This is a genomic window from Pseudomonas laurylsulfativorans (assembly GCF_002906155.1).
Taxonomy (GTDB): domain Bacteria; phylum Pseudomonadota; class Gammaproteobacteria; order Pseudomonadales; family Pseudomonadaceae; genus Aquipseudomonas; species Aquipseudomonas laurylsulfativorans.
The window spans coordinates 1-21,732 of sequence record NZ_MUJK01000013.1 but is presented as its reverse complement, the minus strand read 5'-3'; the positions used below and the strand labels follow the sequence as shown (position 1 = coordinate 21,732).

Below are 21,732 nucleotides of genomic sequence, written 5' to 3'. Positions count from 1 at the left end.
GAATTCGCCATGACCTTTTCCATCGTTGGTCGCTGCGCCGAGACCGGCCAGCTGGGCATTGCCATCAGCTCTTCGAGCATTGCCGTCGGCGCGCGTTGCCCCTGGCTGCGTGCCGGTGTCGGCGCGGTGTCGAGCCAGAACATCACGCTGCCGGCCCTTGGCCCGCAGATCCTCGATGAACTGGCCAACGGCTCGGCGCCGCCCCAGGCGCTGGATCACTCCTTGACCCGCAACGGCTACAGCCAGTACCGCCAGGTGGCGGTGGTGGATGCCCACGGGCGCACGGCGGTGTTCAGCGGCAACCATGCGCTGGGCATCAACAACGCTGTGGCCGGTGACCAATGCGTGGCGGCTGGCAACCTGCTGGCCAACAGTGGAGTGATCGAGGCGATGGTCGCGGCGTTCGAAAACAGCGAAGGCTGCCTCGCCACCCGGCTGATGAACGCCTTGCAGGCCGGGCAGGATGCCGGTGGTGAAGCCGGCGCGGTGCACTCGGCGGCGCTGTCGGTGGTCGGTGACCTGACCTGGCCGATTGTCGACCTGCGGGTGGATTGGGCCGATGAAAACCCGATTGGCGAACTGGGCAAGCTGTGGACGGCCTACGAGCCGCAATTGCAGGACTACCTGACCCGCGCCCTCAATCCGACCCTGGCCCCCGCGTATGGAGTGCCCGGCGATGAGTGAGTTGCGCAGCCGCGCCATGCTCGCGCGGTTGATCGGGTTCGCCACGGTCAGCCGCGACTCGAACCTTGAGCTGATCGAGTTCGTGCGTGACTACCTGCGCGACCTGGGTGTGGATTGCGAATTGATCTACAACGCCGAGCGGACCAAGGCCAATTTGTTGGCCACGGTCGGCCCGAGCGTGGCCGGCGGCATCGTGCTGTCCGGTCACACCGACGTGGTGCCGGTGGACGGCCAGGCGTGGACGGTCGAGCCGTTCAGACTGAGCGAGGCGGGCGGCAAGCTTTACGGCCGTGGTACGGCGGACATGAAGGGTTATCTGGCGTCTGTGCTGGCGGCCGTGCCGATGTTTCTCTCCAGCCCTTTGAAGCGCCCAGTACATTTGGCGTTTTCCTATGACGAAGAGGTCGGTTGCCTCGGCGTGCGCGGCTTGCTCGAAGTGCTGCCCCAGCGCATTCCGGCCCCGGCCTTGTGCCTGATCGGCGAGCCGACCGAACTCAAACCGGTGCTCGGCCACAAAGGCAAGCTGGCGATGCGTTGCCATGTGCGCGGCGCCGCCTGTCATTCGGCCTACGCGCCTTATGGGGTCAATGCCATCGAGCAGGCCGCACGCCTGATCGGTCGGCTGGGCGACATCGGCGCCACCCTGGCCCGCCCGCCATTGCACGACAAGCGCTTCGATCCGGCGTTTTCGACCGTGCAGGTCGGGGTGATCCAAGGCGGTACGGCGCTGAACATCGTGCCAGCCGATTGCCGTTTCGATTTCGAGATACGCGCCTTGCCGGACTTCGCCCCGCAAGTGGTCGTCGACGAGTTGCAGGATTACGCCGAGCAGACGTTGCTGCCGGCCATGCAGGCCGTGGACACCGATACCGGCATCCGCTTTGAAAAAATATCGGCCTATCCCGGCCTGGCGACGCCCGCCGACAGTGCGGCGGCGCGCTTGATTGCCCAGCTGTGCGGCAGCGACGAGTTCAGCACCGTGGCGTTTGGCACCGAAGGCGGGCTGTTCGATCAGGCCGGGATTGCGTCGGTGGTCTGCGGCCCCGGCAGCATGGACCAGGGGCACAAGCCCGATGAATTTGTCAGCGTCGAACAGATGGCGGCCTGTGACCGCTTGATGGATCGCCTGGCGGCGTACTTGAGTGAATTCGAACACCCCTAACAACAACGGGCCGACCAGGCCCGAGGAAGCGATCCATGTCCAGATCCTTGCGTTGCAGTGTTCCGTTTGCCCTGGCGTTGTTGAGTGCCAGTGTGTGGGCGGCCCCCCAGGACCTCACCGTGATTTCCTTCGGTGGTGCTACCAAACAGGCCCAGGATAAGGCCTATTTCCAGCCTTTCAACGCCAGCGGCGCGGGCAACATCATCGCCGGTGAGTACAACGGCGAGCTGTCGAAGATCAAGGCCATGGTTTCGGCCGGTCACACCAGTTGGGACGTGGTGGAAGTCGAAAGCCCAGAGCTGTTGCGTGGCTGCGAGGAGGGCCTGTTCGAGAAGCTCGATGCGGGACGCTTCGGTGATTCGGCGAACTTCGTGCCGGGTGCGCTGACCGAATGCGGGGTGGCCACTTACGTCTGGTCGATGGTCATGGCGTACGACCAGAGCAAGCAGGCCAAGGCGCCGCAATCCTGGGCGGACTTCTGGAACGTCGCGGACTTCCCGGGCAAGCGTGGCTTGCGCAAGAGCGCCAAGTACACCCTGGAAATCGCCTTGCTGGCTGACGGCGTCAAGGCGGATGACATCTACAAGGTCCTGAACACGCCCCAAGGCGTGACGCGGGCCTTTGCCAAGCTCGATCAGATCAAGCCGAACATCCAGTGGTGGGAGGCGGGCGCCCAGCCGGCGCAATGGCTGGTGGCCGGGGACGTGGTGATGAGCGCCGCCTACAACGGCCGGATTGCCTCGGCGCAAAAGGAAGGCATGAAGCTGAGCATCGTTTGGCCGCAGAGCCTGTACGACCCGGAATACTGGGCGGTGGTGAAGGGCACACCGAACAAGGTGCTGGCGGAAAACTTCATCGCGTTTGCCAGCCAGCCACAGACGCAAAAAGTCTTCTCGGAAAACATCCCTTACGGGCCGGTGCATCGCCAGACCCTGCCATTGCTGCCCAAGGACGTGCAGGAGCAACTGCCGACCGCCGAGGCCAACCTGGCCGGTGCCAGGGCTGTGGATGCGGAGTTCTGGGTTGACCATGGCGAAGAGCTAGAACAGCGCTTCAATGCCTGGGCTGCGCGCTAATACCGCGGACTCTTAACCCTGTAGGAGCGGGCTTGCCCGCGATGAGGCCATCAGCTCCAACATCTTCGTTGGCTGATTCACCGCCATCGCGGGCAAGCCCGCTCCTACAGGGATTTCGTCTGTGGCTTGTTTTTGTTTTTAATTGGTTGTTCCTGCTGGTAAATAGCCATTGCTGCGCAATCTTTTTTAAGGTTTAAAGGCACAAATTAACTAATTTTCCTCCCCGCGCTCTTTGTCCATGATCGCCTCCAACAAGAAATGCGCAGGTACGCCCGCGCACACCGAAGTACGAACACGTACTCATCCTTGCCTTGGAGTTCGTCATGTCCACCACCGCTTCATCCGCCCCGCTCATCGAGAAACACACGATCGGGTACGTCCCCCCTGAGGATCGCCACGGAAAGGTAAAAGATCTGTTCACCCTGTGGTTCGGCGGCAACATCGCGCCGTTGCCCATCGTCACCGGCGCGCTCGGCGTGCAGTTGTTCCACCTGAACCTGGTCTGGGGCATTGTCGCGATCATCGTCGGCCACCTGGTCGGCGGTGTGCTGATGGCGCTGCATTCGGCGCAAGGCCCGCAGATGGGCATTCCGCAAATGATCCAGAGCCGTGCGCAGTTCGGTTCGCTGGGCGCGCTGCTGGTGGTGGTGATTGCCGGCGTGATGTACATCGGCTTCTTCGCTTCCAACATCGTCCTTGCCGGCAAGTCGTTGCATGGTGTGGTCGAGAGCGTGCCGGTGTCGGTCGGCATCGTCCTCGGCGGCCTCGGCTCGGGGATCATCGGCATCATCGGCTACCGCTTCATCCACGTGCTCAACCGCATCGGCACCTGGGTGCTGGGCCTGGGCATCGTGCTGGGTTTCGGCTACATCCTGACCCACGTGCAGACCGACGACTTCCTCACCCGCGGCAGTTTCAACATCTCCGGCTGGCTGGCCACGGTGTCGCTGGCGGCGCTATGGCAGATCGCGTTCGCACCCTACGTGTCCGATTACTCGCGTTACCTGCCCAAGGACGTCAAGGTCAGCTCGACCTTCTGGGCGACTTACCTCGGCTCGTCGCTGGGTTCGATCCTGTCCTTCGTATTCGGCGCCGTCGCCGTGCTGGCAACGCCAGTGGGCATGGACACCATGGACGCGGTGAAACTCGCCACCGGTGCCATTGGCCCGTTGATGCTGGTGCTGTTCCTGCTCAGCGTCATCAGCCATAACGCCCTGAACCTGTATGGCGCCGTGCTCTCGGTGATCACCTTGCTGCAAACCTTCGCCCACCGCTGGATTCCGACTGCTTCGAGCCGGGCGGTGTTGTCGTTGATCATCCTCGGCGGTTGCTGCGTGGCGGCCATCGGCGCCTCGGCGGATTTCATCGGGCATTTCGTTGACCTGGTACTGGCGTTGCTGGTGGTGCTGGTGCCGTGGACCGCGATCAACCTCATCGACTTCTACGCGATCCACAAGGGCGACTACGACATCGCCTCGATCTTCCGCGTCGACGGTGGCATCTACGGCCGCTTCAACCCGCAGGCGTTGCTGGCCTATGCCATCGGCATCGTGGTGCAGATCCCGTTCATGAACACGCCGATCTACACCGGGCCTGTGGCGGTGCATATCGACGGTGCGGATTTGTCCTGGCTGGTCGGCCTGGTGGTCACCACGCCGCTGTACTTCTGGCTGGCCAATCGCGATACCGCGTACCGTCGGCGCCAGAACATGGCCGGGTTGATGCCAGCCAACGGTTGATCGGGCATCTGGAACCGATGTGCCGGGTTGAGCGGTCGTGAACGCCAGGGATAGCCGTTTGTCGGGCGTATGGTTATGCTCAGTGAGTTTGCCAAACGCCAACGATAGACAACCACAGTGAAGCCATGAGCCAATCAGACACGCGTGCGACTGTTCTAGCGCTGTATCCAGAAGACTCCCGTGAGGCAGCGGCATTGCTCAAGCAGGCAGTGCCGCTGATGGTTCGTCACAACATACCGCCAAACCCGGTGCACTACGCACTCTGGTACACCTACAGCAAAGGCCAGGAACCGGAGCTCAACCGGCACCTGGATCGGGTCGTCAACGATTTCGACTACTTTCCGCCGGAGTCGGCCACCAAGCTGTTTCGCGAATACATCATCCGTGATGAGTTGGCGGACGCCCGTTCCGGACAGCAGGACGCGATCAACCTGGTCGACGACATGGAGCGCGATGTTTCGCGCAGCGTGAAGGGCAACCAGAACTTCCAGGCCAGCCTCGGCCAGTACCTGCAAATGCTCGAAGAACCGGCCAGCGAGCGTCTTCCGAGCATCCTGATCCAGCTGCAACAAAGCACCCAGTTGATGCAGAGCCAGCAGGAACACTTCCTCGCCCAGTTGCAGTCCGCGCAGCATGAAATCAAAAGCCTGCGCGACAAACTGGAGCGCGCCCAGTTGGCGGCGACCCTCGATGGCCTGACCGAATTGCTCAACCGTGCCACCTTCAACCGCAAGCTTGAGCAAGCGATGAACAGCGCGCCAACAGGCGTGGCGCTGGTGATGCTGGATATCGACCACTTCAAGCAATTCAACGACCAGTACGGCCATCCCTTGGGCGATCGCGTGCTTCAGCATGTCGCCCGGGTGCTGCGCGATTCGCTGCCTGGCGAAGCGTTTGCGGCGCGTTATGGCGGTGAAGAGTTTTGCGTGGTGCTCAAGGATTGCCCGGATCTGGCGGCTGTCGGCGCTTTTGCCGAGCGCCTGCGCCTTAAAATCCAGTCGCTGCGGGTCAAGGCCCGGGGCACCGACACCGTGCTGGACACCATCACCGCGTCGTTCGGCGTGGCCCATGCTCAGCCCGGCGACACACCGGAAAGCCTGGTGACCCGCGCCGACGACGCGCTGTACCAGGCCAAGCGCAACGGGCGCAATCAGGTACGGCAGTAACCACTTAAAGGACGAACCCCCAGCACCTGTGGCGAGGGAGCTTGTCGGAACGCCGCACCGTCCCGTTCGGCTGCGCAGCAGTCGCAAACCCTGTTTGTTCGGTGCTACCTGATTGATCAGGTTTTGGGGCCGCTGCGCAGCCCAGCGGGAGCAAGCTCCCTCGCCACAGGTTGTTTGTTGCTCATGCCATCCGCCATTTAACCGAGGATGAAGTAGACCTTGCGCACCGTGGTGAGGTTTTCCCAGGTGCCATTGAATCCGCTGGCGACCACGAAGGAGTCCCCGGGGCCGAACGTGCGTGCGACGCCCTCGGCATCGGTCAGGCGCACGCTGCCTTCAAGGATGTGACACAGCTCGTCGTAATCGCACTGGCAACGCTCCCGGTGCGGTCCCGCCTCCCAGATGCCGGCCACGGCGTTTTTCCCGGGCTGCACAAAGTGCCGCCAACTCTTGCTGCGATATGGCGCGTCGACCACGGCCGGGTCGTTGATTTCAGTTTCACGGGGTTCAAGGTCGCTGGCGAAGTCGATGACGTGCCGGGGCAGGGCTGTGGACATGGTGGTCTCCGGATCAGGAATCGAAACCGATGCCAAAGGCATCGAAGGTCTTGAGCAGCCAGTCGCGGTGACCGTCACGGTCTTCGCGCGCCAGTGAGCGCTGGGCCAGTTTCACGCCGACATAACGCAAGGGCTCGGGCGGAAAGCGGAAGGGCGCCTTGGAGGTCATCAGCAACTCCGTTCGTTCGGTGCGCTCGCCGGTCAGCAGATCCAGCATGTTCAGCGCGGCGAAGCGACTGGCCGATACACCCTGGCCGGTGAAGCCCAGGGCATAAGCGACGCGGCCCTGATGTTCGCAACCGGTGAACATCGTGGTGCGTGCGGAGGTGTCGATGATGCCGCCCCAGGCATGGCTGAAGCGCACATCGCCCAGGGCCGGGAAGGTCTGTTGAAACTGTTCGGCCAGGCGCTGGAAGCTTTCCGGACGCTGGGTCAGCGCTTCGTCGCGGCGCCCGCCGAAATGGTAGATGGCATCAAAGCCGGCCCAGAGAATGCGGTTGTCGGCGGTCTTGCGCAGGTAGTGGAACTGGTTGCCGGCGTCGGCGATGCCGTAGCGGCCGGTCCAGCCAATGGCTGCCAGTTGTTCATCGCGCAGTGGCTCCGTGACCAGTGAGTAGTCATAGACCGGGATCACGCTCGATGCCAGATGGCCGAGCAGCGGCGGGGCGATGTTGGTGGCGAGGGCGACTTGCCCGGCGATCACTTCGCCGTCGGCCGTGCGCAGGCGCAGGCTGTCATGGCGGGCATCCAGTTGCAGCACCGGGCTGTTCTCGAACAGTTGAACCCCTTGTTCAAGGCAGACACGGCGCAATTCAGCGGCCATTTTTGCCGGGTTGAGCAGGGCGTAATTGGGTTCGAACAAGCCGGCCGCATACGCCGGTGAATCAAGCTTCTGTGCCAGGTCGTGGCCTTCCAGCCACTGGCAGTCGATACCGAAGCGCGCATAGTTGCGCTGCATCGAGCGCAGCCCATCGACCTGCCACGGCTGGACCGCGACGTTGAGTTTGCCCTGGCGTTCGAACTCGACCTGCATGCCGAAGCGTTGCAGGTCGGCGGCCAGTTCATCGAGGTTCTGCCGGCCCAGGCGGATCAGTTGCTGCGCCTCATCCGGCCAGCGCTTGAGGGCGTTGGAGACGCCATGGGAAATGCTGGGTGCGCAAAACCCGCCGTTGCGCCCGCTGGCCTCACCGCCGCAACGGCGCGCCTCGATGATCGCGATGCTCAGGCCGGGGTTGCGCTGGCGCGCCAATAGCGCCGTCCACAATCCGGTGAATCCGCCACCGACCACCGCCAGGTCGCATTGCACCATGCCGGTAACGGACGGTGCGGCAGGCGGTGGGGTGACGGTGTCCTGCCAGAAGGGATGGGGCAGGACATGGTCAAGCGCATCAAGACGCGGTGGGGCATTCATGCTGAAACTCCGGCAGTGTGTCGGGCAGCGACGATTGCGTTCGGTTGCCCGACGGTTTTTGTTGTTATGGCTAGAGATCGGGTAGAGCGAGAATCGCGCGGGCGGCAATCTCGGTGCCGCGGGTCGCCTGCATGCGCTCGCTGAATGTTTTGAGGCGTTGTTTCATCGCTTGGTCGGCCAGCAGCTGTTCAAGGGCGGCGGGCAGGGTGGCCACGGGATCGGCAAAGCGCGGCAGATAGCGGCCGACGCCGACTTCCTCGGCGCGGGCGGCGTTGTCGTGACCGTCCCAGCAATACGGAATGATCAGCGACGGCAAGCCGAAGTACAGCGCTTCGCAGAAGCTGTTGTTGCCGCCGTGGTGGATGAACACATCGCATTCCTTGAGAACCGCCGGCTGGGCAAACCAGCTGTCGAGGTACACGTTGTCCGGCACGGTGGTGTACATGTCGCGGTAGGCGCCGACGTTGACCAGAAAGCGATAAGGCAAGGTTTCGATCGTGCTGATCAGGCGTTTCATCATCCCGGTGTCGGCGGCGCCGAGGCTGCCGAAGCTGAGGTAGATCAGTGGCGCGTCGTTGTGCCGAGGAAAGTCCGGGACGATGTACGGCGCTTCGCGGCGCACGCAGCCGTCGAGGTAGACGTAGCGCTGCGGATCGAGTGGTTGCTGGCGTTCATAGCGCACCGGTGTCGGCGACAGCAGCAAATTCAGCCACGGCGAATCGGTAAGGAACTGTCCGGGTGGGCTCGGCGCGGTGCCGTTGCTCAGGAGAAACTGCGAAAAGCGCTCATGGGCCGGCGCGACTGCCTTCAGGTACTGCGCGGTGTACCGCTCGCAGGCCGTCGTGTCACTGGCCAGGCACCCGGACAAGTAGGGCGGAACGGCCGCATCCGGCAGTTCGGTTTCCGCGCAGGACACCACTCGCACCCAGGGGCAGCCGGCGTTGGCGATGGCCGGGAACATCACCACGTTGTCGAGCACGATCACGTCGGGCTTGAGGCGGCTGAGCAATTGCTGCAAGGGTTTTTCCGCTTCGATCGCGGTGTCGATGATCGCTTCCCAGGCCGGCGCCACGTAGCTGTCGATCTGCGCCAGCGGGGTCTGGTCGAAGTACGGGATGCTGCGTTCGATGAAACGCTCCCAGTAGTGCTGGTGTTCCGCCGCCGACAATGGGCTCGCTTGCGGAATCGGGTATTCGTCGAAACCGTATTCGGCGAACAGCCCCTGGAAATGCTCATGGCAGATGAACACCGGCTTGGCGCCCAGTTCACGCAGCGACTGAGCGATACCGATGCAGTTCAAGGCCGCGCCGAAACTGGCTTCCGGAAACAGGGCGATCAGTTGTTGTTTTTGCATGGCGAGGGACTGTCCATGGCGGGTCAAACCCGCCGCTCCTGAAGGTGTTTTTGATGCTGTCTTATTTTCAAAAAAAAATCATCATGTTTTTGCGAGCCGTTTAACGACGCCCGAACAGATGACTTTGCGGGATGCCGCGGTTGGCGGTTTGCGGGCGTTGCGCGGCGCTCAGGCGCAGGTGCAGGCGCAGCAGGTCGGCAGCGATCTCCATCTGTCCGCGTTCGATCTGCGCGATGATTTGCAGGTGTTCGCGCAGCGCTTCCTGCAGGCGGTGCACGCTCACCGATGGCAGCAGGTTCGGCAGGCGGCGCAGGCCCTGGTGCTGGAGCAGGGCGTCGCTGATGAAGCGGTTGCCGCAGCTCTGGGCCAGCAGTTCGTGGAAGCTGATGTCCAGTTCGCGAAACTGCTGCAGATCGAAGTCTTCCACGGGGCGGGCGAGCAGGGTTTGCATGGCGCTACGCAACAGCGCCAGGCGTTGCGGGTCGGCATTGAAGCTGGGGCTGAGCAGCGCTTCGGGCTCGAGAATCAGGCGGAATTTCAGGCTTTCTTCAAGGGCGGCGAGGCTGTTCAGCGACGGACGAAACAGCCAGGACTGGCCGGGGCCGCGTTCGATGGCCTGGCTTTCGCTCAATTGCTGCAAGGCCTTTTGCGCCGCTGGCCGGCCGATGTCGTAGCGGCGCATCAGCTCGCTGATGCTGATGCTGTCGCCCAGGCGCCCGGCCATGCGGTCGCGCAAAACCGAGGCGGCCAGTTCTTCTTCCTCGGCTTGCGGCAGGGCGGCGTTGAATGCCGAGCCAGCCGGAGATGCCAACAGGGTGTAACCCTTGCCGGCCTCATGGCTCAGCAGATTCTCTTCCAGCAGCACTTTCAGCGCGCCGCGAATCAGCGTGCGCGAGACCTGGAAGGTGCGGGCCAGGGCCTGTTCAGCCACCGGGTCGCCGGCCACCAGGCCACTTTCCTGAGTGTGCTCGAGGATGCGGCGGGCCAGTTCCAGGTGATTGGTGCGCGGTTTTTTTTCGGCTGTCGTGCTCAAGCGTCTTTTCTCGTTGTGATCCGCTGTCGGACTCAGTTGCTCATCTTATGTCATGCGCCGGTTGGACGTCAGGCCGGAAAAAATGCGTTGACATCTTTTGATACTGGTCCTAATTTCTAAAAAAAAACACAAGCAATCGTTTCTCGTTTTGCCGTACTGCCTTCGAACACAACAATAAACAATCGTCGGGTGAGTATTTATGAGCAAGCTGAATGATCTTCTGTGCGTGGGATTGGCCGTTTCCCTGGCGATCGCCTCACAGGCTGCAAGTGCGAAAGACATGGTGATTTCCATCTGGGACGGCTACATGGCCCCGGATGCGCTGGAGAAGTTCAAGGCTGCCAGCGGTGTGGACGTCGACAAGGCGCTGCACGCCACCAACGAAGAAATCATGGGCAAGCTGATGGCGTCCGGGGGTGAAGGGTACGACGTGGTATTCGTCTCCTCGCCTTTCGCCGAAGTCCTGCACAAGCAGGGGCTGCTGGCGGACATCGATCCGGTCAAAGTCCCCAACCTGAAAAACCTCTATCCCGAAGCCACGCACCTGGAATATGACCAGGGCAACCAGTTCTCCGTGCCTTACACCTGGGGCACCACCGGCATCTGCTACCGCTCCGACAAGGTGACACCGGCGCCGCAGAGCTGGAACGAGCTGCTCAATCCGAGCGATGCCCTCAAGGGCAAGGTGACGATGCTCGCCACCGACCGCTGGATGCTCGGCGCCGGTTTCCTCGCCAAGGGCTGGTCGGTCAACGACAGCGACCCTGCGCAAATCGCCGCCGTTCGCGATCAGCTGATCGCCACCAAAAAACGCATTCTGTCCTTCGACGACACCACCTTCTATTCCAAGCTGGCCTCCGGCGAATCGCTGATGGCCCACGCCTGGGATGGCTGGTGCAACTACGGCACGCAAGCCAACGCGGCGATCAAGTTCGTGGTGCCCAAGGAAGGTTCCGACCTGTGGGTGGACACCATGGTGGTGCTCAAGAGTTCGAAGCACCAGGACCAGGCCTTCAAGTTCATCAACTTCATGCTGGCCAAGGAAAACCACGCCTGGGTGGCTGAAAACATCCTCTACAAAGTCCCCAACCAGGCAGCCATGGCCGGGTTGTCCGCGGACCTGCTCAAGCAATACCCCAACCTGACCATCGCCCCCGCCGAACTACTGAAAATGGAGCAACTGCGCGACCTGGGCGGCACCACGCAAAAAGCCTACACCCGCGCCGTCACCGAAATCATGGCGGCGCAGAACTAACGCCGCATCGATCCGAGGCATGCCCGGCATGCCTCGCCACGCTCGCAAGCCGCCTCTGTCCTGAGGCGGGAGGATATGGGTAATGAGTGCTTTGCATGCTGACAGGCGTCTGTCGGCCTGGCTTCTTGCGCCCGGCTTCGGCTGGCTGCTGATGTTCCTGGTGATCCCGTGCCTGCTGGTGCTGGTCTACAGCTTCGTTGAACGGGGTGCCTACGGTGGCATCGACTGGTTGTTCACTTGGGAAAACTATCAGCGCGCGTTCGATCCGCTGTACCTGGGCATCCTGCTCAAGTCGGCCAAGATCGCCGGGCTGGCCACGGTGTTCGCGGTGCTGATCGGCTACCCGGCGGCCTATGCGATAGCCCGGGCGCCACGGCGGCGTCAGGCGGTGTATCTGTTCCTGGTGATGCTGCCGTTCTGGAGCAACTACCTGATCCGCACCTACGCCTGGATCGTCCTGCTCAACCGCGAAGGCCTCATCAACCGCCTGCTGCAAGTGTTCGGCTACAGCGGCGAACCCATCAGCCTGCTGTACACCGAGTCGTCCGTGGTGCTGGGGCTGGTCTACAACTACATCCCCTTTGTGATCCTGGCGATTTTCTCCTCGCTGTCGCGGATCAACAACGAACTCTGGGACGCCTCGAAAGACCTCGGTGCCTCGGGCTGGATGACCTTTCGCCGGATCATCCTGCCGCTGAGCGTGCCGGGTATCGCCGCGGGTGCGGTGTTTGTCTTCGTGCTGAGCATTGGCAACTTCATCACCGCCGATCTGCTGGGCGGCAAGCAGGTACAGATGGTTGGCAACCTGATCTATTCGCAATTCCTCACGGCGCGGGACTGGCCGTTCGGTGCGGCGCTGAGTTTCTTCCTGATAGCGATCATGTTGATCCTGCTGTTCATCCAGGCCCTGGTGGCCCGTCGTGCAGAAGGGGTGCGCTCATGAGTCAGTCTCGTTCTGTCAGCGGCACTGTGCTGGGTTCGCACCTGGGTCTGGTGTACGCCTTCCTTTATATACCGATCCTGGTGCTGATCCTGTTGTCGTTCAACAAGTCCGGATTGCCCACTGCCTGGGGCGGCGTATCACTGAAGTGGTACGCGGCACTGGCGCACAACACGGCGATTCTGTCGGCGGCGCTTAATACCCTGATCGTTGCCTTGTCGGCGACCTTCATTGCCTGTGTGCTCGGCACGTTTCTGGCGCTGGGCATCGAGTTGCGCCGCAAAGACAACCACAAGGGCCAGGTGGTCGACACCTTGCTGATGGCGCCGATGATCATTCCTGACATCGTGCTGGCGATTGCGCTGTTGAGTTTTTTCAATCTGCTCAAGGTCGGCCTGGGGCTGCACTCGATCATCATCAGCCACGCGGTGTTCAACATCGCTTTCGTCTGCGCGGTGGTACGCACGCGGCTCAAGCACTTCGACTATTCGATTCTCGAAGCCTCGATTGACCTCGGCGCGAGCTGGTTCACCACGTTCCGTCGGGTGCTGTTGCCGGTGATCTTTCCCGGTGTGCTGGCCGGTGGACTGCTCTCGTTCACCCTGTCGGTGGACGAATTCATCATCGCCTTTTTCAACTCGGGTTCCGGCCAGGCTTCCACCACTTTGCCCATGCAGATCTACGCCATGATCCGCTTCGGCGTCACCCCGGAAATCAACGCTCTGGCGACGCTGGTGATGCTGGTCAGCATCACCGCGCTGCTGGCTTCGCAGCGTCTCAACAAGGCTCCTCGCACCCATGAATAATTCATCCGCGGTACTGATCCTGGATAAGGTCAGCAAGTCTTATGGCAACGGTCTGGCGGTCAACGAGGTGTCGCTGAGCATCCGCGAGAACGAGTTCTTCGCGCTGCTCGGGCCGTCCGGCTGCGGCAAGACCACTTTGCTGCGCATGCTCGCCGGCTTCGAGACGCCCAGCGGCGGCTGCATCTACCTGGACGGCAATGACATCTCGCCGCTGCCGGCCAACAAGCGTCCGCTGAACCTGATGTTCCAGTCCTACGCGCTGTTCCCCAACATGACCGTGCGCAAGAACATCGCCTACGGCCTGGAAATGGAGCGCCTGCCGGAAACGGAAATCCGTCGTCGGGTCGATGAAGTGCTCAGCACCGCGCAACTGGGTGAGCTGGCCGAGCGCAAGCCCGATCAACTCTCCGGCGGCCAGCGTCAGCGGGTGGCACTGGCCCGGGCGCTGGTCAAGCGTCCGCGAGTGTTGCTGCTCGACGAACCCTTGGGCGCCCTCGACAAGAAGCTGCGGGAAAAGATGCAGCTGGAACTCAAGCGCTTGCAACACGAGAGCGGCATCACCTTCATCATCGTCACCCACGACCAGGAAGAAGCCCTGGTCATGTCCGACCGCATGGCGGTGCTCGACGGCGGCAAGGTGTGCCAGTGCGGCAGCCCGACCGAGCTCTACGAAAACCCCAACAGCCGTTTTGTCGCCAACTTCATCGGCGTCAGCAACCTGCTCGAAGGCGTGCGCTCGGGCCAGCACTCGGTGCGGGTCAACGGCCAGGAGCTGCGCGTCGAAACCGACGCACCGCTGGTCAATGGCCAGGCCGTCGCCGTGGTGGTGCGTCCCGAACGCTTGCAAGTGCTGGCGGAGCAGGGCAGCGATTGCGCCAATCAGGTCAGCGGCAAGATCGTCGAAGTCGCCTATCACGGCCTCGATACCAATCTGCATGTGCAGACAGCGCTCAGCGAAAAACCGCTGATCGTGCGTGTGCCGTCCTCACAGTTTGAATTCGCCCATTTTGCAATCGACACGACCATCCGGCTGGGCTGGCAAGCCCGGCATGCCCGCGTATTGACGCGCTGAACAATAAAAAGACCAGGCAGGAGCAGCACTCGATGAAACAGAAAGTGATCGCATTCTTTCCGGAAGCCGCCTACGGCCCGGCGCTGAACTCAGTCGGTATCGCCCAGGCCTGTGAAGCCCTGGGGCATAAAGCAGTGTTCTTGACCGACCCGGGCATGAGCGGTGTCTACGCCGGTTATGGTTTTGAGGAGCACATGGTCAACATGTCGGCGCCGATGCCGGCCGAAGAGATGGCTCGCTACTGGGTCGACTTCATCAACGGGCACATTCCGAATTTCCGCAAGTCGCCGCTGGAGCAGATCGACAACTACGTCAAGGAATGCTGGGCGGCCATCGTCGAAACCGCCAAGTGGGCGCAAAAGGACCTGCCGGCGGTGCTGGACAAGGTCAAGCCTGACCTGATCTGCGTCGACAACGTGATCCTGTTCCCGGCGATCAAGCAATACGGCAAGCCATGGGTGCGGATCATTTCCTGCTCGGAAAACGAGATCGAAGACCCGGATATCCCGCCGCACCTGTCGGGCATGAGCATCGACGACAAGGCGGGCCACGCGCAATTCCGCCAGCGTTTCGAGGAGGTGGTCGGGCCGATCCACGAGGACTTCAACCAGTTCCTCCAGGCCCATGGTGAGGCGCCTTATCCGCTAGGCACCTTCTTTGAAGCCTCGCCGTTCATGAACCTGCTGCTGTACCCGGATGCGGTCAAGTTCGACCGCCGCCATCCGCTGCCGGCCGAGCGTTTCCATTACCTGCAAGGTTGCGTGCGCCACGACACGCCGTACGAGATCCCCCAGTTCCGCGCCCATAACGACAAGCCGTTGCTCTACGCCAGTTTTGGCAGCCTAGGCTCAGGCGATGTCGAGCTGCTCAAGCGCCTGATCGAGGCGGTGGGCAAGCTGCCGTACCGGGCGCTGTTCAATGTCGGCGAGCACCTCGACGAATACACCGATCTGCCGGACAACGTGCAGATTTCCAACTGGTTCCCGCAGCCGTCGGTGATCGCCCAGGTCGACGCGGTGATCCACCACGGCGGCAACAACAGCTTCACCGAGTGCCTGTTCTTTGGCAAACCGGCGATCGTCATGTCCTACGTCTGGGACGGCCACGACAACGCCATGCGTGCCGAAGAGAGTGGTCATGGCTTCAAGCTCGACCGCTACGAATGGAGCGAAGAGCAGCTCGCGGAAAAACTGCACGCGTGCCTCAACGACGGGGCGATGCGCCAACGCCTGCAGCGCACCAGCGCGCAAATGCAATCACGCAAAGGGCCGCAAGACGCGGCCGCGATTCTCGACAAGGTGCTTAACGATGCCTGATTCATCTACCACGGCGGGTATCACGCCGTACCTCGAAGCGGTCAGCAGCCGCACCGACCTTGTGGACTGGGGCGTGCAGAGCGACGCCGTCGAAGGTGTCTCGCATTCCAGCGGCCGCTTGCTGTTCAAAGGCCCGAACAACAGCCCGGAAACCGGCTTGTGGGTGTGTACCCCCGGGCGCTGGCGGCTGTCGATTCCCCGGGACGAGTTGTGCCACTTCATTGCGGGCCACGCTACGTACCGCAACGACAACGGCGAAGTGATCGAGGTTCGCCCCAACACCCTGGTGCTGTTCCCGGCCGGCTGGACGGGTGAGTGCGACGTCCGGGAAACCTTGCGCAACGTTTACATGCTCGCTTGAGCCTGCATACCCCCATGTAGGAGCGAGCCTGCTCGCGAAAAACGCCAGGACAACGCAGTCATCCAGACAGCGCGCGTCATCGTTGACGTCCATCGCGAGCAGGCTCGCTCCTACAAAAAACTGATTTTTTTGGAGAGTGACACATGACTACCCCGTTTCTGTACGACCCGCTGAGCATCACTGACGTCAAGGATTGGGGCGTGATCCCGACCATGCTCGAAGGCGAGTCCCGTGTTTCCGGCGTGGTGCTGCACAAGGGGCCCGAAGGCCAGTCCGAGTGCGGCATCTGGATCTGCACCCCCGGCAAGTGGTTCTGCCATGTCACCAGCGACGAGTTCTGCCACTTCCTCGAAGGCCGCTGCACTTACGTCCATGAGTCCGGTGAAGTGATCGAGATCAAGCCGGACACCGCCGCCTTCTTCGGCAAGGACTGGAAGGGTGTGTGCACCGTCCACGAGACCATCAAAAAGGTCTACATGATCCGGTGACTGCCATGACAGATGCACTGGCGTTTTCGCTAACCCGTGAGGACCAGCGCGCAGCCTTTCTGGCTTGCGCCGGTTTCGCCGGGGCCTTGCTGGTCGCCTTGCCGGCGGATGCTTCGACCCGGCGTTATTTCCGCCTGGACGGCGCCGGTCTGTTGCTGATGGATTCGCCGCCCGACAGCGAACCCATCGGCCCGTTCGTGCGCATCGCCCGGCAGTTGCAGGGGCTGGGCCTGTCCGCGCCGGCCTTGCTGGCGGTGGACGAGGCGGCGGGGCTGGCGCTGATCGAGGATTTCGGTCACGACACCTACACCCGGCTGCTGCTGGCCGGGCATTCGGAGTCGGAGCTATATCACCTGGCGGTCGATACGCTGGTGGCGTTGCATCGCGCAGCGCCCGCCACGGAACTGGCGCCTTACGACGAGCAGCGACTGGCGGCCGAGTACGCTCTTTTTATTGATTGGTACGTGCCGTTGTTGATCGGCGAAGAGGCGGCCCTGGCCCTGCGCGATGAGTATTTGGCGTTGTTTGCCGATGCCTGCCGCGATGTCGCAAAACGCCGCGAAGCCCTGGTGTTGCGCGACTTTCATGTCGACAACCTGATGCTGCTGCAAGGCCGCGAAGGTGTCGCGGCCTGTGGCTTGCTGGATTTTCAGGACGCGCTGGCCGGGGCGGCGGCGTATGACTTGATGTCGCTGCTCGAAGACGCTCGCCGTGATGTGCCCGAGGCGCTGCGGGTGGCCCTGATCAGCCACTACCTGTTGCAGCGCCCGGAGCTGGATGCGCTGCGCTTTCTCGAAGACTACCGGCGCCTGGCCGCCCAACGTCACGCCAAGGTGCTGGGGATTTTCGTGCGCCTGGCCGGGCGGGACGGCAAGCACGGTTACCTGGCGCATCTGCCGCACACCCTGGGTTTGTTTGTCCGTGCCCTGGACGCCGAGGCCTTTGTGCCGCTGCGCCAGTGGCTTGACCGGCACGTGCCGGGCTGGCGTGAAGAACTGCCCGCCGAGACCCTGGCGACATTGCGTGAAACCCCTTATCGATTGGTTCAAGGATCATCCCATGGCCACGTTTAACTGCGATTCTGCCTTGCGCTTCATCAATTCCGAGTTCCTGCCGCTGACCGATGGCCGCGTGCGCGAGGTGCTCGATCCGGCGACCCTGCAACCGGTCGGGCAAGTCGGCGTGTGTGGCGACGCCGATGTGCAAGCGGCCATCGATGCCGCCACCGCCGCGCAAAAACAATGGCGCGTAGTGGATGCCAAAAGCCGCGCCGCGCGTCTGCATCAACTGGCCAATGCCATCGAGCAGAACGTGGCCTGCAACCGTGAAGTGGCGCGCCTGATGACCCTGGAAATGGGCAAGCCGTTTCCCGAAGCCATGGGCGAGTTGGCCAACTGCGCGCCGATCTTTCGCTACTACGCGGAAATGGCCCGGGACGATGCCGGCAAGGTCGCCGGCACCACGCAGATCGGCTCGTTCCAGCATGTGCGCTATGAGCCCTATGGCGTCAGCGTGCACATCATGCCGTTCAACTTTCCGATCCTGCTGATGTGTTGGACGGTCGCTGCATCGCTGGCGGCGGGCAATGCCTGCATCATCAAACCGGCGGAAGCCACGACCCTGTGCACCCTCAAGTTCATGGAACATTTCACCGCGCTGTTGCCGGGGCTGGTGTCTTGCGTGCCGGGCGATGCAGCGACGGCACAGAAGCTGGTGCAGTCGGCTCAGACCCACGCCGTGGCGTTCACCGGCAGCGTGGCGGCAGGCAAAGCGGTGGCGATGGCCTGTGCCGAACGGATGAAACCTTGCGTGATCGAAGCCGGCGGCAGCGATCCGTTGATCATCTCCAGACATGCCCCGCTGGAAGTGGCAGCGGCGGGCGCAGTGACCGCTGCGTTCCACCTGAGCGGGCAGATCTGCACGTCGGCCGAGCGCTTCTATGTGGTTGACGAGATCCATGACGAATTTGTCGCCAGGTTCGCCGAGCGCACCCGTGCCTTGCGCATCGGTCATGGCCTGGAACGCTCGGAGATCGGGCCGATGGTCAGCGAGGCGGCGCGCAATAAAGTCATGCGCCTGGTCGATGACGCCGTGGCCAAGGGCGCGACAGTGGTCTGTGGCGGGCGGATTCCACCCGGGCACAGCGTCGGCTGGTTCTATGAGCCGACCATCCTCACCGGCGTGACCGGCGACATGGCGATTCTTCAGGAAGAGTGCTTTGGCCCGGTGGCGGCGATCTGCCGTGTCAGCGATTTCGACGAGGCGGTGCGGTTGGCCAACGACTCGCCGTTCGGCCTTGGCGCTTCGCTGTTTTCCACGGATCTGGCCGAGGCCATGGAGGCCGCCGAGCGTCTGGAAGCGGGGATGGTCTGGGTCAACAACCCGCTGATCGACAACGATGCGTTGCCGTTCGGTGGCTGGAAAATGTCTGGCCTGGGGCGTGAACTCGGGCGTCAGGGGCTGGAAGCGTTCCGCCGCTCGAAAATGGTCATCATCGACCACCAACCGAAGATTCAGGACTGGTGGTATCCGTATGCCGACGATGTGTTCTATCGCGATCCGGCCTGAAGCCGGGATGCACACAGGAGGATCGCGATGAGTGACAACACGTTTTGGCCGACGCTGGCGGTGATTCTGGCGGCCGGGCAGGGCACGCGCATGCGTTCGCCGCTGCCCAAGGTCTTGCACCCGGTGGGCAATCGACCGCTGCTCGGCCATGTGCTGGCGGCGGTGGACGCGGCGGGTATCGAGCAACGGGCGGTGGTGTTGGGTGCCGGCGGCCGTTTGGTGGCCGAGTACCTGGATCAGGTCGCACCGACGGCACGGGTGTTTACCCAGCACGAGCAACTGGGCACGGCCCATGCGTTGCTGGCGGCCCGGCCTGCACTGGAGGCTCATGAGCAGGGTTGTGTGCTGGTGCTGTTCGGCGATTCGCCGTTGATCACGCCGCAGACCTTGAACCGTTTGCGTCGGGCACTGATAGACGGCGCAGCGGTGGCGGTGGCGGGTTTCCATACCCAGCAACCGGGGCCCTATGGGCGATTGCTGGTGAAGGACGGTCGTCTGCGGGCCATCCGCGAAGCCAAAGACGCCAGCCCGCAGGAGCTGGACATCAACTTCTGCAACGGCGGCGTCATGGGCCTGCGTGCCGATACCTGCCTGTGGTTGCTGGAGCGTATCGGCAACCGCAATGCCCAGGGCGAGTATTACCTCACCGATGCGGTGGCGGTGGCCAACGAGGCAGGGATTGCGGTGACAGCCGTGGAAGTGGAGGAAGCCGACGTGCTCGGGGTCAATGACCGTGAGCAATTGCAGGCCGCTGAACAGCTGTACCAGCAGCGTCGGCAGCGCAGGATCAAGGAGTGTCCCATGGGTGACTACCAGCGGTTGTACATCGGCGGTGAGTGGGTCTCACCGGTTCAACGCGGCGATTTCGACACGCTTGATCCGAGTGACGAGTCGGTGCTGGCGCAGGTTGCCTCGGCGACCGCAGAGGATATCGACCTGGCCGTGGCGGCGGCGCGCCGGGCGTTTGACGAGGGTGACTGGCCCCGCTGGTCCGGCACGCGACGGGCGCAAGTGCTGAGGAAAATCGCCGAGGGCATTCGCACCCGCCAGGATGAATTGGCCGCGATTGAAGTGCGCGACAACGGCAAGCCGCTGCCGGAAGCGCTTTGGGACATCGCCGACACCGCCGGTTGCTTCGACTTCTATGCGGGGCTGGCCGAGCAGGCGGATCAACACAGTGAACAGTCGATCGAGGTGCCGGATGCGCGTTTCAGGTCATCGGTGATCAAGGAACCGGTGGGTGTGGTCGCCGCGATCATCCCGTGGAATTTCCCGATGCTGATGGCCTCGTGGAAAGTTGCGCCGGCGCTCGCAGCGGGTTGCACCGTTGTGCTCAAGCCTTCCGAACTGACGCCGCTGACGGCCCTCGAACTGGCGGGCATCGCCGACAGGGCAGGGCTGCCGGCTGGGGTGCTGAATGTGGTCACGGGACTGGGGCGCGAGGCGGGAGCACCGCTGGCCGAACACCCGGATGTCGACAAGATTGCCTTCACCGGCAGCGTGCCGACCGGACGCAAGATCATGCAGGCCGCCGCCAGCGAGATCAAAAACATCAGCCTGGAACTGGGCGGCAAATCCCCCTTCGTGATCTTTGCCGACAGTGACCTCGAAGCGGCGGTGGAGTGGATTCTGTTTGGCATTTTCTGGAACCAGGGCCAGGTCTGTTCAGCCACTTCGCGGGTGCTGGTGGAACGCGCGTTGTACCCGGCGCTGCTGGAGCGCCTGATTGCCGCGACTGAGCAGATCCGGATTGGCCAGGGTTTCGAGGAGGGTGTGAAGCTCGGGCCGCTGGTCAGTCAGGGGCAACTGGACAAGGTGCTGGCGGCCATCGCCGCCGGCCAGGCCGAGGGTGCGCGACTGGTCTCGGGCGGTGTGCGGCCGGGTTATCTGGAAAAGGGTTATTACCTGACGCCGGCGATTTTCGCCGATGTTCCTGAAGACAGCGCTTTGTGGCGTGAGGAGATTTTCGGGCCGGTGGTGTGCCTACGCGCCTTCGACACGGAAGCCGAAGCGCTGCGCCAGGCCAATGACTCACCGTTCGGGTTGGCGGCGGCGGTCATGTCCCGGGATATTCCGCGTTGCGAACGGGTCGCTCGCGGATTTCGCGCCGGCATTGTCTGGGTCAACTGTTCGCAACCGACCTTCGTCGAAGCGCCGTGGGGTGGCTACAAGCAAAGCGGGATCGGTCGTGAGCTGGGCGAATGGGGCTACAACAACTACCTGGAAACCAAGCAGATCACCCGCTACAACGGCGAACCCTGGGGGTGGTATCTGAAGTGAAGTGAGCGCCAAACCGGCCTGCCTCAAAACGGGGGAGCGTCACTTTATTTTCAACGTGGACATGGTCCCTTGTAGGAGCTGGCTTGTCGGGTCGCCGCATCGCAGCGATGGTCGTTAACGATAACGCGTATGAACCGGATAAACGCGGCGCACTTGAGCCCATCGCCGGCAAGCCGGCTCCTACAATTTAGCGTTCACATCATTCGACGCGGTCTCTTGTAGGAGCTGGCTTGCCAGCGATGGTCGTTAACGATAACGCGTGTGAACTGAATAAACGCGGCGCACTTGAGTCCATCGCCGGCAAGCCGGCTCCTACAGTTTGGCGTTCACATCATTCGACGCGGCCTCTTGTAGGAGCTGGCTTGCCAGCGATGGTCGTTAACGATAACGCGCATGAACTGGATAAACGCGGCGCACTTGAGTCCATCGCCGGCAAGCCGGCTCCTACAGTTTGGCGTTCACAT

General features: G+C 62.5%; 19 protein-coding genes and 2 pseudogenes. 17 read left to right on the top strand and 4 right to left on the bottom strand.

Features of this window, described 5'->3' with window-relative positions:
- Positions 1 to 9 precede the first annotated feature (9 nt).
- The 5 genes from B0D71_RS26745 (at position 10) to B0D71_RS26725 (ending at position 5,827) form a co-directional block, all read left to right on the top strand.
- On the top strand, positions 10 to 684 hold the full coding sequence (locus B0D71_RS26745; protein WP_007976091.1) for a DUF1028 domain-containing protein: 675 nt from the start codon (positions 10 to 12) through the stop codon (positions 682 to 684).
- Positions 677 to 1,846 carry an acetylornithine deacetylase gene (gene argE / locus B0D71_RS26740; RefSeq protein ID WP_103397391.1) on the top strand — a complete coding sequence of 390 codons (1,170 nt, stop codon included), beginning with the start codon at positions 677 to 679 and terminating at the stop codon, positions 1,844 to 1,846. Before B0D71_RS26745 ends, argE begins: the two co-directional genes overlap by 8 nt.
- Positions 1,847 to 1,881: 35 nt before the next feature.
- Positions 1,882 to 2,922 (top strand): ABC transporter substrate-binding protein, encoded by a 1,041-nt coding sequence (locus B0D71_RS26735; RefSeq protein ID WP_103397390.1) that lies wholly within the window; start codon positions 1,882 to 1,884, stop codon positions 2,920 to 2,922.
- 323 nt (positions 2,923 to 3,245) lie between these two features.
- The gene (locus B0D71_RS26730; RefSeq protein ID WP_103397389.1) at positions 3,246 to 4,661 is read left to right on the top strand and encodes a purine-cytosine permease family protein; all 1,416 of its coding nucleotides are present in this window, start codon (positions 3,246 to 3,248) and stop codon (positions 4,659 to 4,661) included.
- A 125-nt stretch (positions 4,662 to 4,786) separates the two neighbouring features.
- On the top strand, positions 4,787 to 5,827 hold the full coding sequence (locus tag B0D71_RS26725; protein WP_103397388.1) for a GGDEF domain-containing protein: 1,041 nt from the start codon (positions 4,787 to 4,789) through the stop codon (positions 5,825 to 5,827).
- 197 nt (positions 5,828 to 6,024) lie between these two features.
- Here the strand turns inward: B0D71_RS26725 and B0D71_RS26720 are convergent, their stop codons facing one another.
- The 4 genes from B0D71_RS26720 to B0D71_RS26705 form a co-directional block, all read right to left on the bottom strand.
- Positions 6,025 to 6,384 carry a cupin domain-containing protein gene (locus B0D71_RS26720; RefSeq protein ID WP_103397387.1) on the bottom strand — a complete coding sequence of 120 codons (360 nt, stop codon included), beginning with the start codon at positions 6,382 to 6,384 and terminating at the stop codon, positions 6,025 to 6,027.
- Between the two features lie 13 nt (positions 6,385 to 6,397).
- The gene (locus B0D71_RS26715) at positions 6,398 to 7,795 is read right to left on the bottom strand and encodes an NAD(P)/FAD-dependent oxidoreductase (protein ID WP_103397386.1); all 1,398 of its coding nucleotides are present in this window, start codon (positions 7,793 to 7,795) and stop codon (positions 6,398 to 6,400) included.
- 70 nt (positions 7,796 to 7,865) lie between these two features.
- A complete protein-coding gene (locus tag B0D71_RS26710) occupies positions 7,866 to 9,149 on the bottom strand; it encodes a nucleotide disphospho-sugar-binding domain-containing protein (RefSeq protein ID WP_103397481.1) in 1,284 nt (427 codons plus the stop codon).
- Positions 9,150 to 9,249: 100 nt separating this feature from the next.
- Positions 9,250 to 10,182 (bottom strand): GntR family transcriptional regulator, encoded by a 933-nt coding sequence (locus B0D71_RS26705; RefSeq protein WP_103397385.1) that lies wholly within the window; start codon positions 10,180 to 10,182, stop codon positions 9,250 to 9,252.
- A gap of 199 nt (positions 10,183 to 10,381) precedes the next feature.
- Here B0D71_RS26705 and B0D71_RS26700 point away from each other — a divergent pair, with 199 nt between their 5' ends.
- The 12 genes and pseudogenes from B0D71_RS26700 to B0D71_RS31580 form a co-directional block, all read left to right on the top strand.
- Positions 10,382 to 11,437, top strand: coding sequence for a polyamine ABC transporter substrate-binding protein (locus tag B0D71_RS26700; RefSeq protein WP_103397384.1), 1,056 nt, complete (start codon positions 10,382 to 10,384; stop codon positions 11,435 to 11,437).
- A gap of 82 nt (positions 11,438 to 11,519) precedes the next feature.
- The gene (locus tag B0D71_RS26695; RefSeq protein ID WP_103397383.1) at positions 11,520 to 12,380 is read left to right on the top strand and encodes an ABC transporter permease; all 861 of its coding nucleotides are present in this window, start codon (positions 11,520 to 11,522) and stop codon (positions 12,378 to 12,380) included.
- Positions 12,377 to 13,183 carry an ABC transporter permease gene (locus B0D71_RS26690; RefSeq protein ID WP_046042462.1) on the top strand — a complete coding sequence of 269 codons (807 nt, stop codon included), beginning with the start codon at positions 12,377 to 12,379 and terminating at the stop codon, positions 13,181 to 13,183. Before B0D71_RS26695 ends, B0D71_RS26690 begins: the two co-directional genes overlap by 4 nt.
- Positions 13,176 to 14,255, top strand: a complete 1,080-nt coding sequence (locus B0D71_RS26685; RefSeq protein WP_103397382.1) for an ABC transporter ATP-binding protein — start codon at positions 13,176 to 13,178, stop codon at positions 14,253 to 14,255. The genes B0D71_RS26690 and B0D71_RS26685 overlap by 8 nt, the downstream gene beginning before the upstream one ends.
- A gap of 32 nt (positions 14,256 to 14,287) precedes the next feature.
- The gene (locus B0D71_RS26680) at positions 14,288 to 15,571 is read left to right on the top strand and encodes a nucleotide disphospho-sugar-binding domain-containing protein (protein WP_103397381.1); all 1,284 of its coding nucleotides are present in this window, start codon (positions 14,288 to 14,290) and stop codon (positions 15,569 to 15,571) included.
- On the top strand, positions 15,564 to 15,932 hold the full coding sequence (locus tag B0D71_RS26675) for a cupin domain-containing protein (protein WP_053161121.1): 369 nt from the start codon (positions 15,564 to 15,566) through the stop codon (positions 15,930 to 15,932). The genes B0D71_RS26680 and B0D71_RS26675 overlap by 8 nt, the downstream gene beginning before the upstream one ends.
- Before the next feature lie 143 nt (positions 15,933 to 16,075).
- Positions 16,076 to 16,420: a cupin domain-containing protein gene (locus B0D71_RS26670; RefSeq protein ID WP_007976122.1), complete on the top strand. Its 345-nt coding sequence runs from the start codon at positions 16,076 to 16,078 to the stop codon at positions 16,418 to 16,420.
- Between the two features lie 5 nt (positions 16,421 to 16,425).
- Positions 16,426 to 17,493, top strand: coding sequence for an aminoglycoside phosphotransferase family protein (locus B0D71_RS26665; protein WP_103397380.1), 1,068 nt, complete (start codon positions 16,426 to 16,428; stop codon positions 17,491 to 17,493).
- Positions 17,480 to 18,988 carry an aldehyde dehydrogenase family protein gene (locus B0D71_RS26660; protein ID WP_103397379.1) on the top strand — a complete coding sequence of 503 codons (1,509 nt, stop codon included), beginning with the start codon at positions 17,480 to 17,482 and terminating at the stop codon, positions 18,986 to 18,988. The genes B0D71_RS26665 and B0D71_RS26660 overlap by 14 nt, the downstream gene beginning before the upstream one ends.
- A gap of 27 nt (positions 18,989 to 19,015) precedes the next feature.
- Positions 19,016 to 19,495, top strand: a pseudogene (locus B0D71_RS31945) (NTP transferase domain-containing protein); the annotation flags it as partial.
- 294 nt (positions 19,496 to 19,789) lie between these two features.
- A complete protein-coding gene (locus B0D71_RS26655; RefSeq protein WP_240635739.1) occupies positions 19,790 to 21,268 on the top strand; it encodes an aldehyde dehydrogenase family protein in 1,479 nt (492 codons plus the stop codon).
- 239 nt (positions 21,269 to 21,507) lie between these two features.
- Positions 21,508 to 21,732: pseudogene (locus tag B0D71_RS31580) on the top strand (hypothetical protein); the annotation flags it as partial.

What these genes read in the sequence shown, in the direction of transcription:
- B0D71_RS26745 (WP_007976091.1), top strand. Translation starts at nt 10, where the DNA reads ATGACCTTTTCCATCGTTGGTCGCTGCGCCGAGACCGGCCAGCTGGGC.
- argE (WP_103397391.1), top strand. Translation starts at nt 677, where the DNA reads ATGAGTGAGTTGCGCAGCCGCGCCATGCTCGCGCGGTTGATCGGGTTC.
- B0D71_RS26735 (WP_103397390.1), top strand. Translation starts at nt 1,882, where the DNA reads ATGTCCAGATCCTTGCGTTGCAGTGTTCCGTTTGCCCTGGCGTTGTTG.
- B0D71_RS26730 (WP_103397389.1), top strand. Translation starts at nt 3,246, where the DNA reads ATGTCCACCACCGCTTCATCCGCCCCGCTCATCGAGAAACACACGATC.
- B0D71_RS26725 (WP_103397388.1), top strand. Translation starts at nt 4,787, where the DNA reads ATGAGCCAATCAGACACGCGTGCGACTGTTCTAGCGCTGTATCCAGAA.
- B0D71_RS26720 (WP_103397387.1), bottom strand. Translation starts at nt 6,384, where the DNA reads ATGTCCACAGCCCTGCCCCGGCACGTCATCGACTTCGCCAGCGACCTT.
- B0D71_RS26715 (WP_103397386.1), bottom strand. Translation starts at nt 7,795, where the DNA reads ATGAATGCCCCACCGCGTCTTGATGCGCTTGACCATGTCCTGCCCCAT.
- B0D71_RS26710 (WP_103397481.1), bottom strand. Translation starts at nt 9,149, where the DNA reads ATGCAAAAACAACAACTGATCGCCCTGTTTCCGGAAGCCAGTTTCGGC.
- B0D71_RS26700 (WP_103397384.1), top strand. Translation starts at nt 10,382, where the DNA reads ATGAGCAAGCTGAATGATCTTCTGTGCGTGGGATTGGCCGTTTCCCTG.
- B0D71_RS26695 (WP_103397383.1), top strand. Translation starts at nt 11,520, where the DNA reads ATGAGTGCTTTGCATGCTGACAGGCGTCTGTCGGCCTGGCTTCTTGCG.
- B0D71_RS26690 (WP_046042462.1), top strand. Translation starts at nt 12,377, where the DNA reads ATGAGTCAGTCTCGTTCTGTCAGCGGCACTGTGCTGGGTTCGCACCTG.
- B0D71_RS26685 (WP_103397382.1), top strand. Translation starts at nt 13,176, where the DNA reads ATGAATAATTCATCCGCGGTACTGATCCTGGATAAGGTCAGCAAGTCT.
- B0D71_RS26680 (WP_103397381.1), top strand. Translation starts at nt 14,288, where the DNA reads ATGAAACAGAAAGTGATCGCATTCTTTCCGGAAGCCGCCTACGGCCCG.
- B0D71_RS26675 (WP_053161121.1), top strand. Translation starts at nt 15,564, where the DNA reads ATGCCTGATTCATCTACCACGGCGGGTATCACGCCGTACCTCGAAGCG.
- B0D71_RS26670 (WP_007976122.1), top strand. Translation starts at nt 16,076, where the DNA reads ATGACTACCCCGTTTCTGTACGACCCGCTGAGCATCACTGACGTCAAG.
- B0D71_RS26665 (WP_103397380.1), top strand. Translation starts at nt 16,426, where the DNA reads ATGACAGATGCACTGGCGTTTTCGCTAACCCGTGAGGACCAGCGCGCA.
- B0D71_RS26660 (WP_103397379.1), top strand. Translation starts at nt 17,480, where the DNA reads ATGGCCACGTTTAACTGCGATTCTGCCTTGCGCTTCATCAATTCCGAG.
- B0D71_RS26655 (WP_240635739.1), top strand. Translation starts at nt 19,790, where the DNA reads ATGGGTGACTACCAGCGGTTGTACATCGGCGGTGAGTGGGTCTCACCG.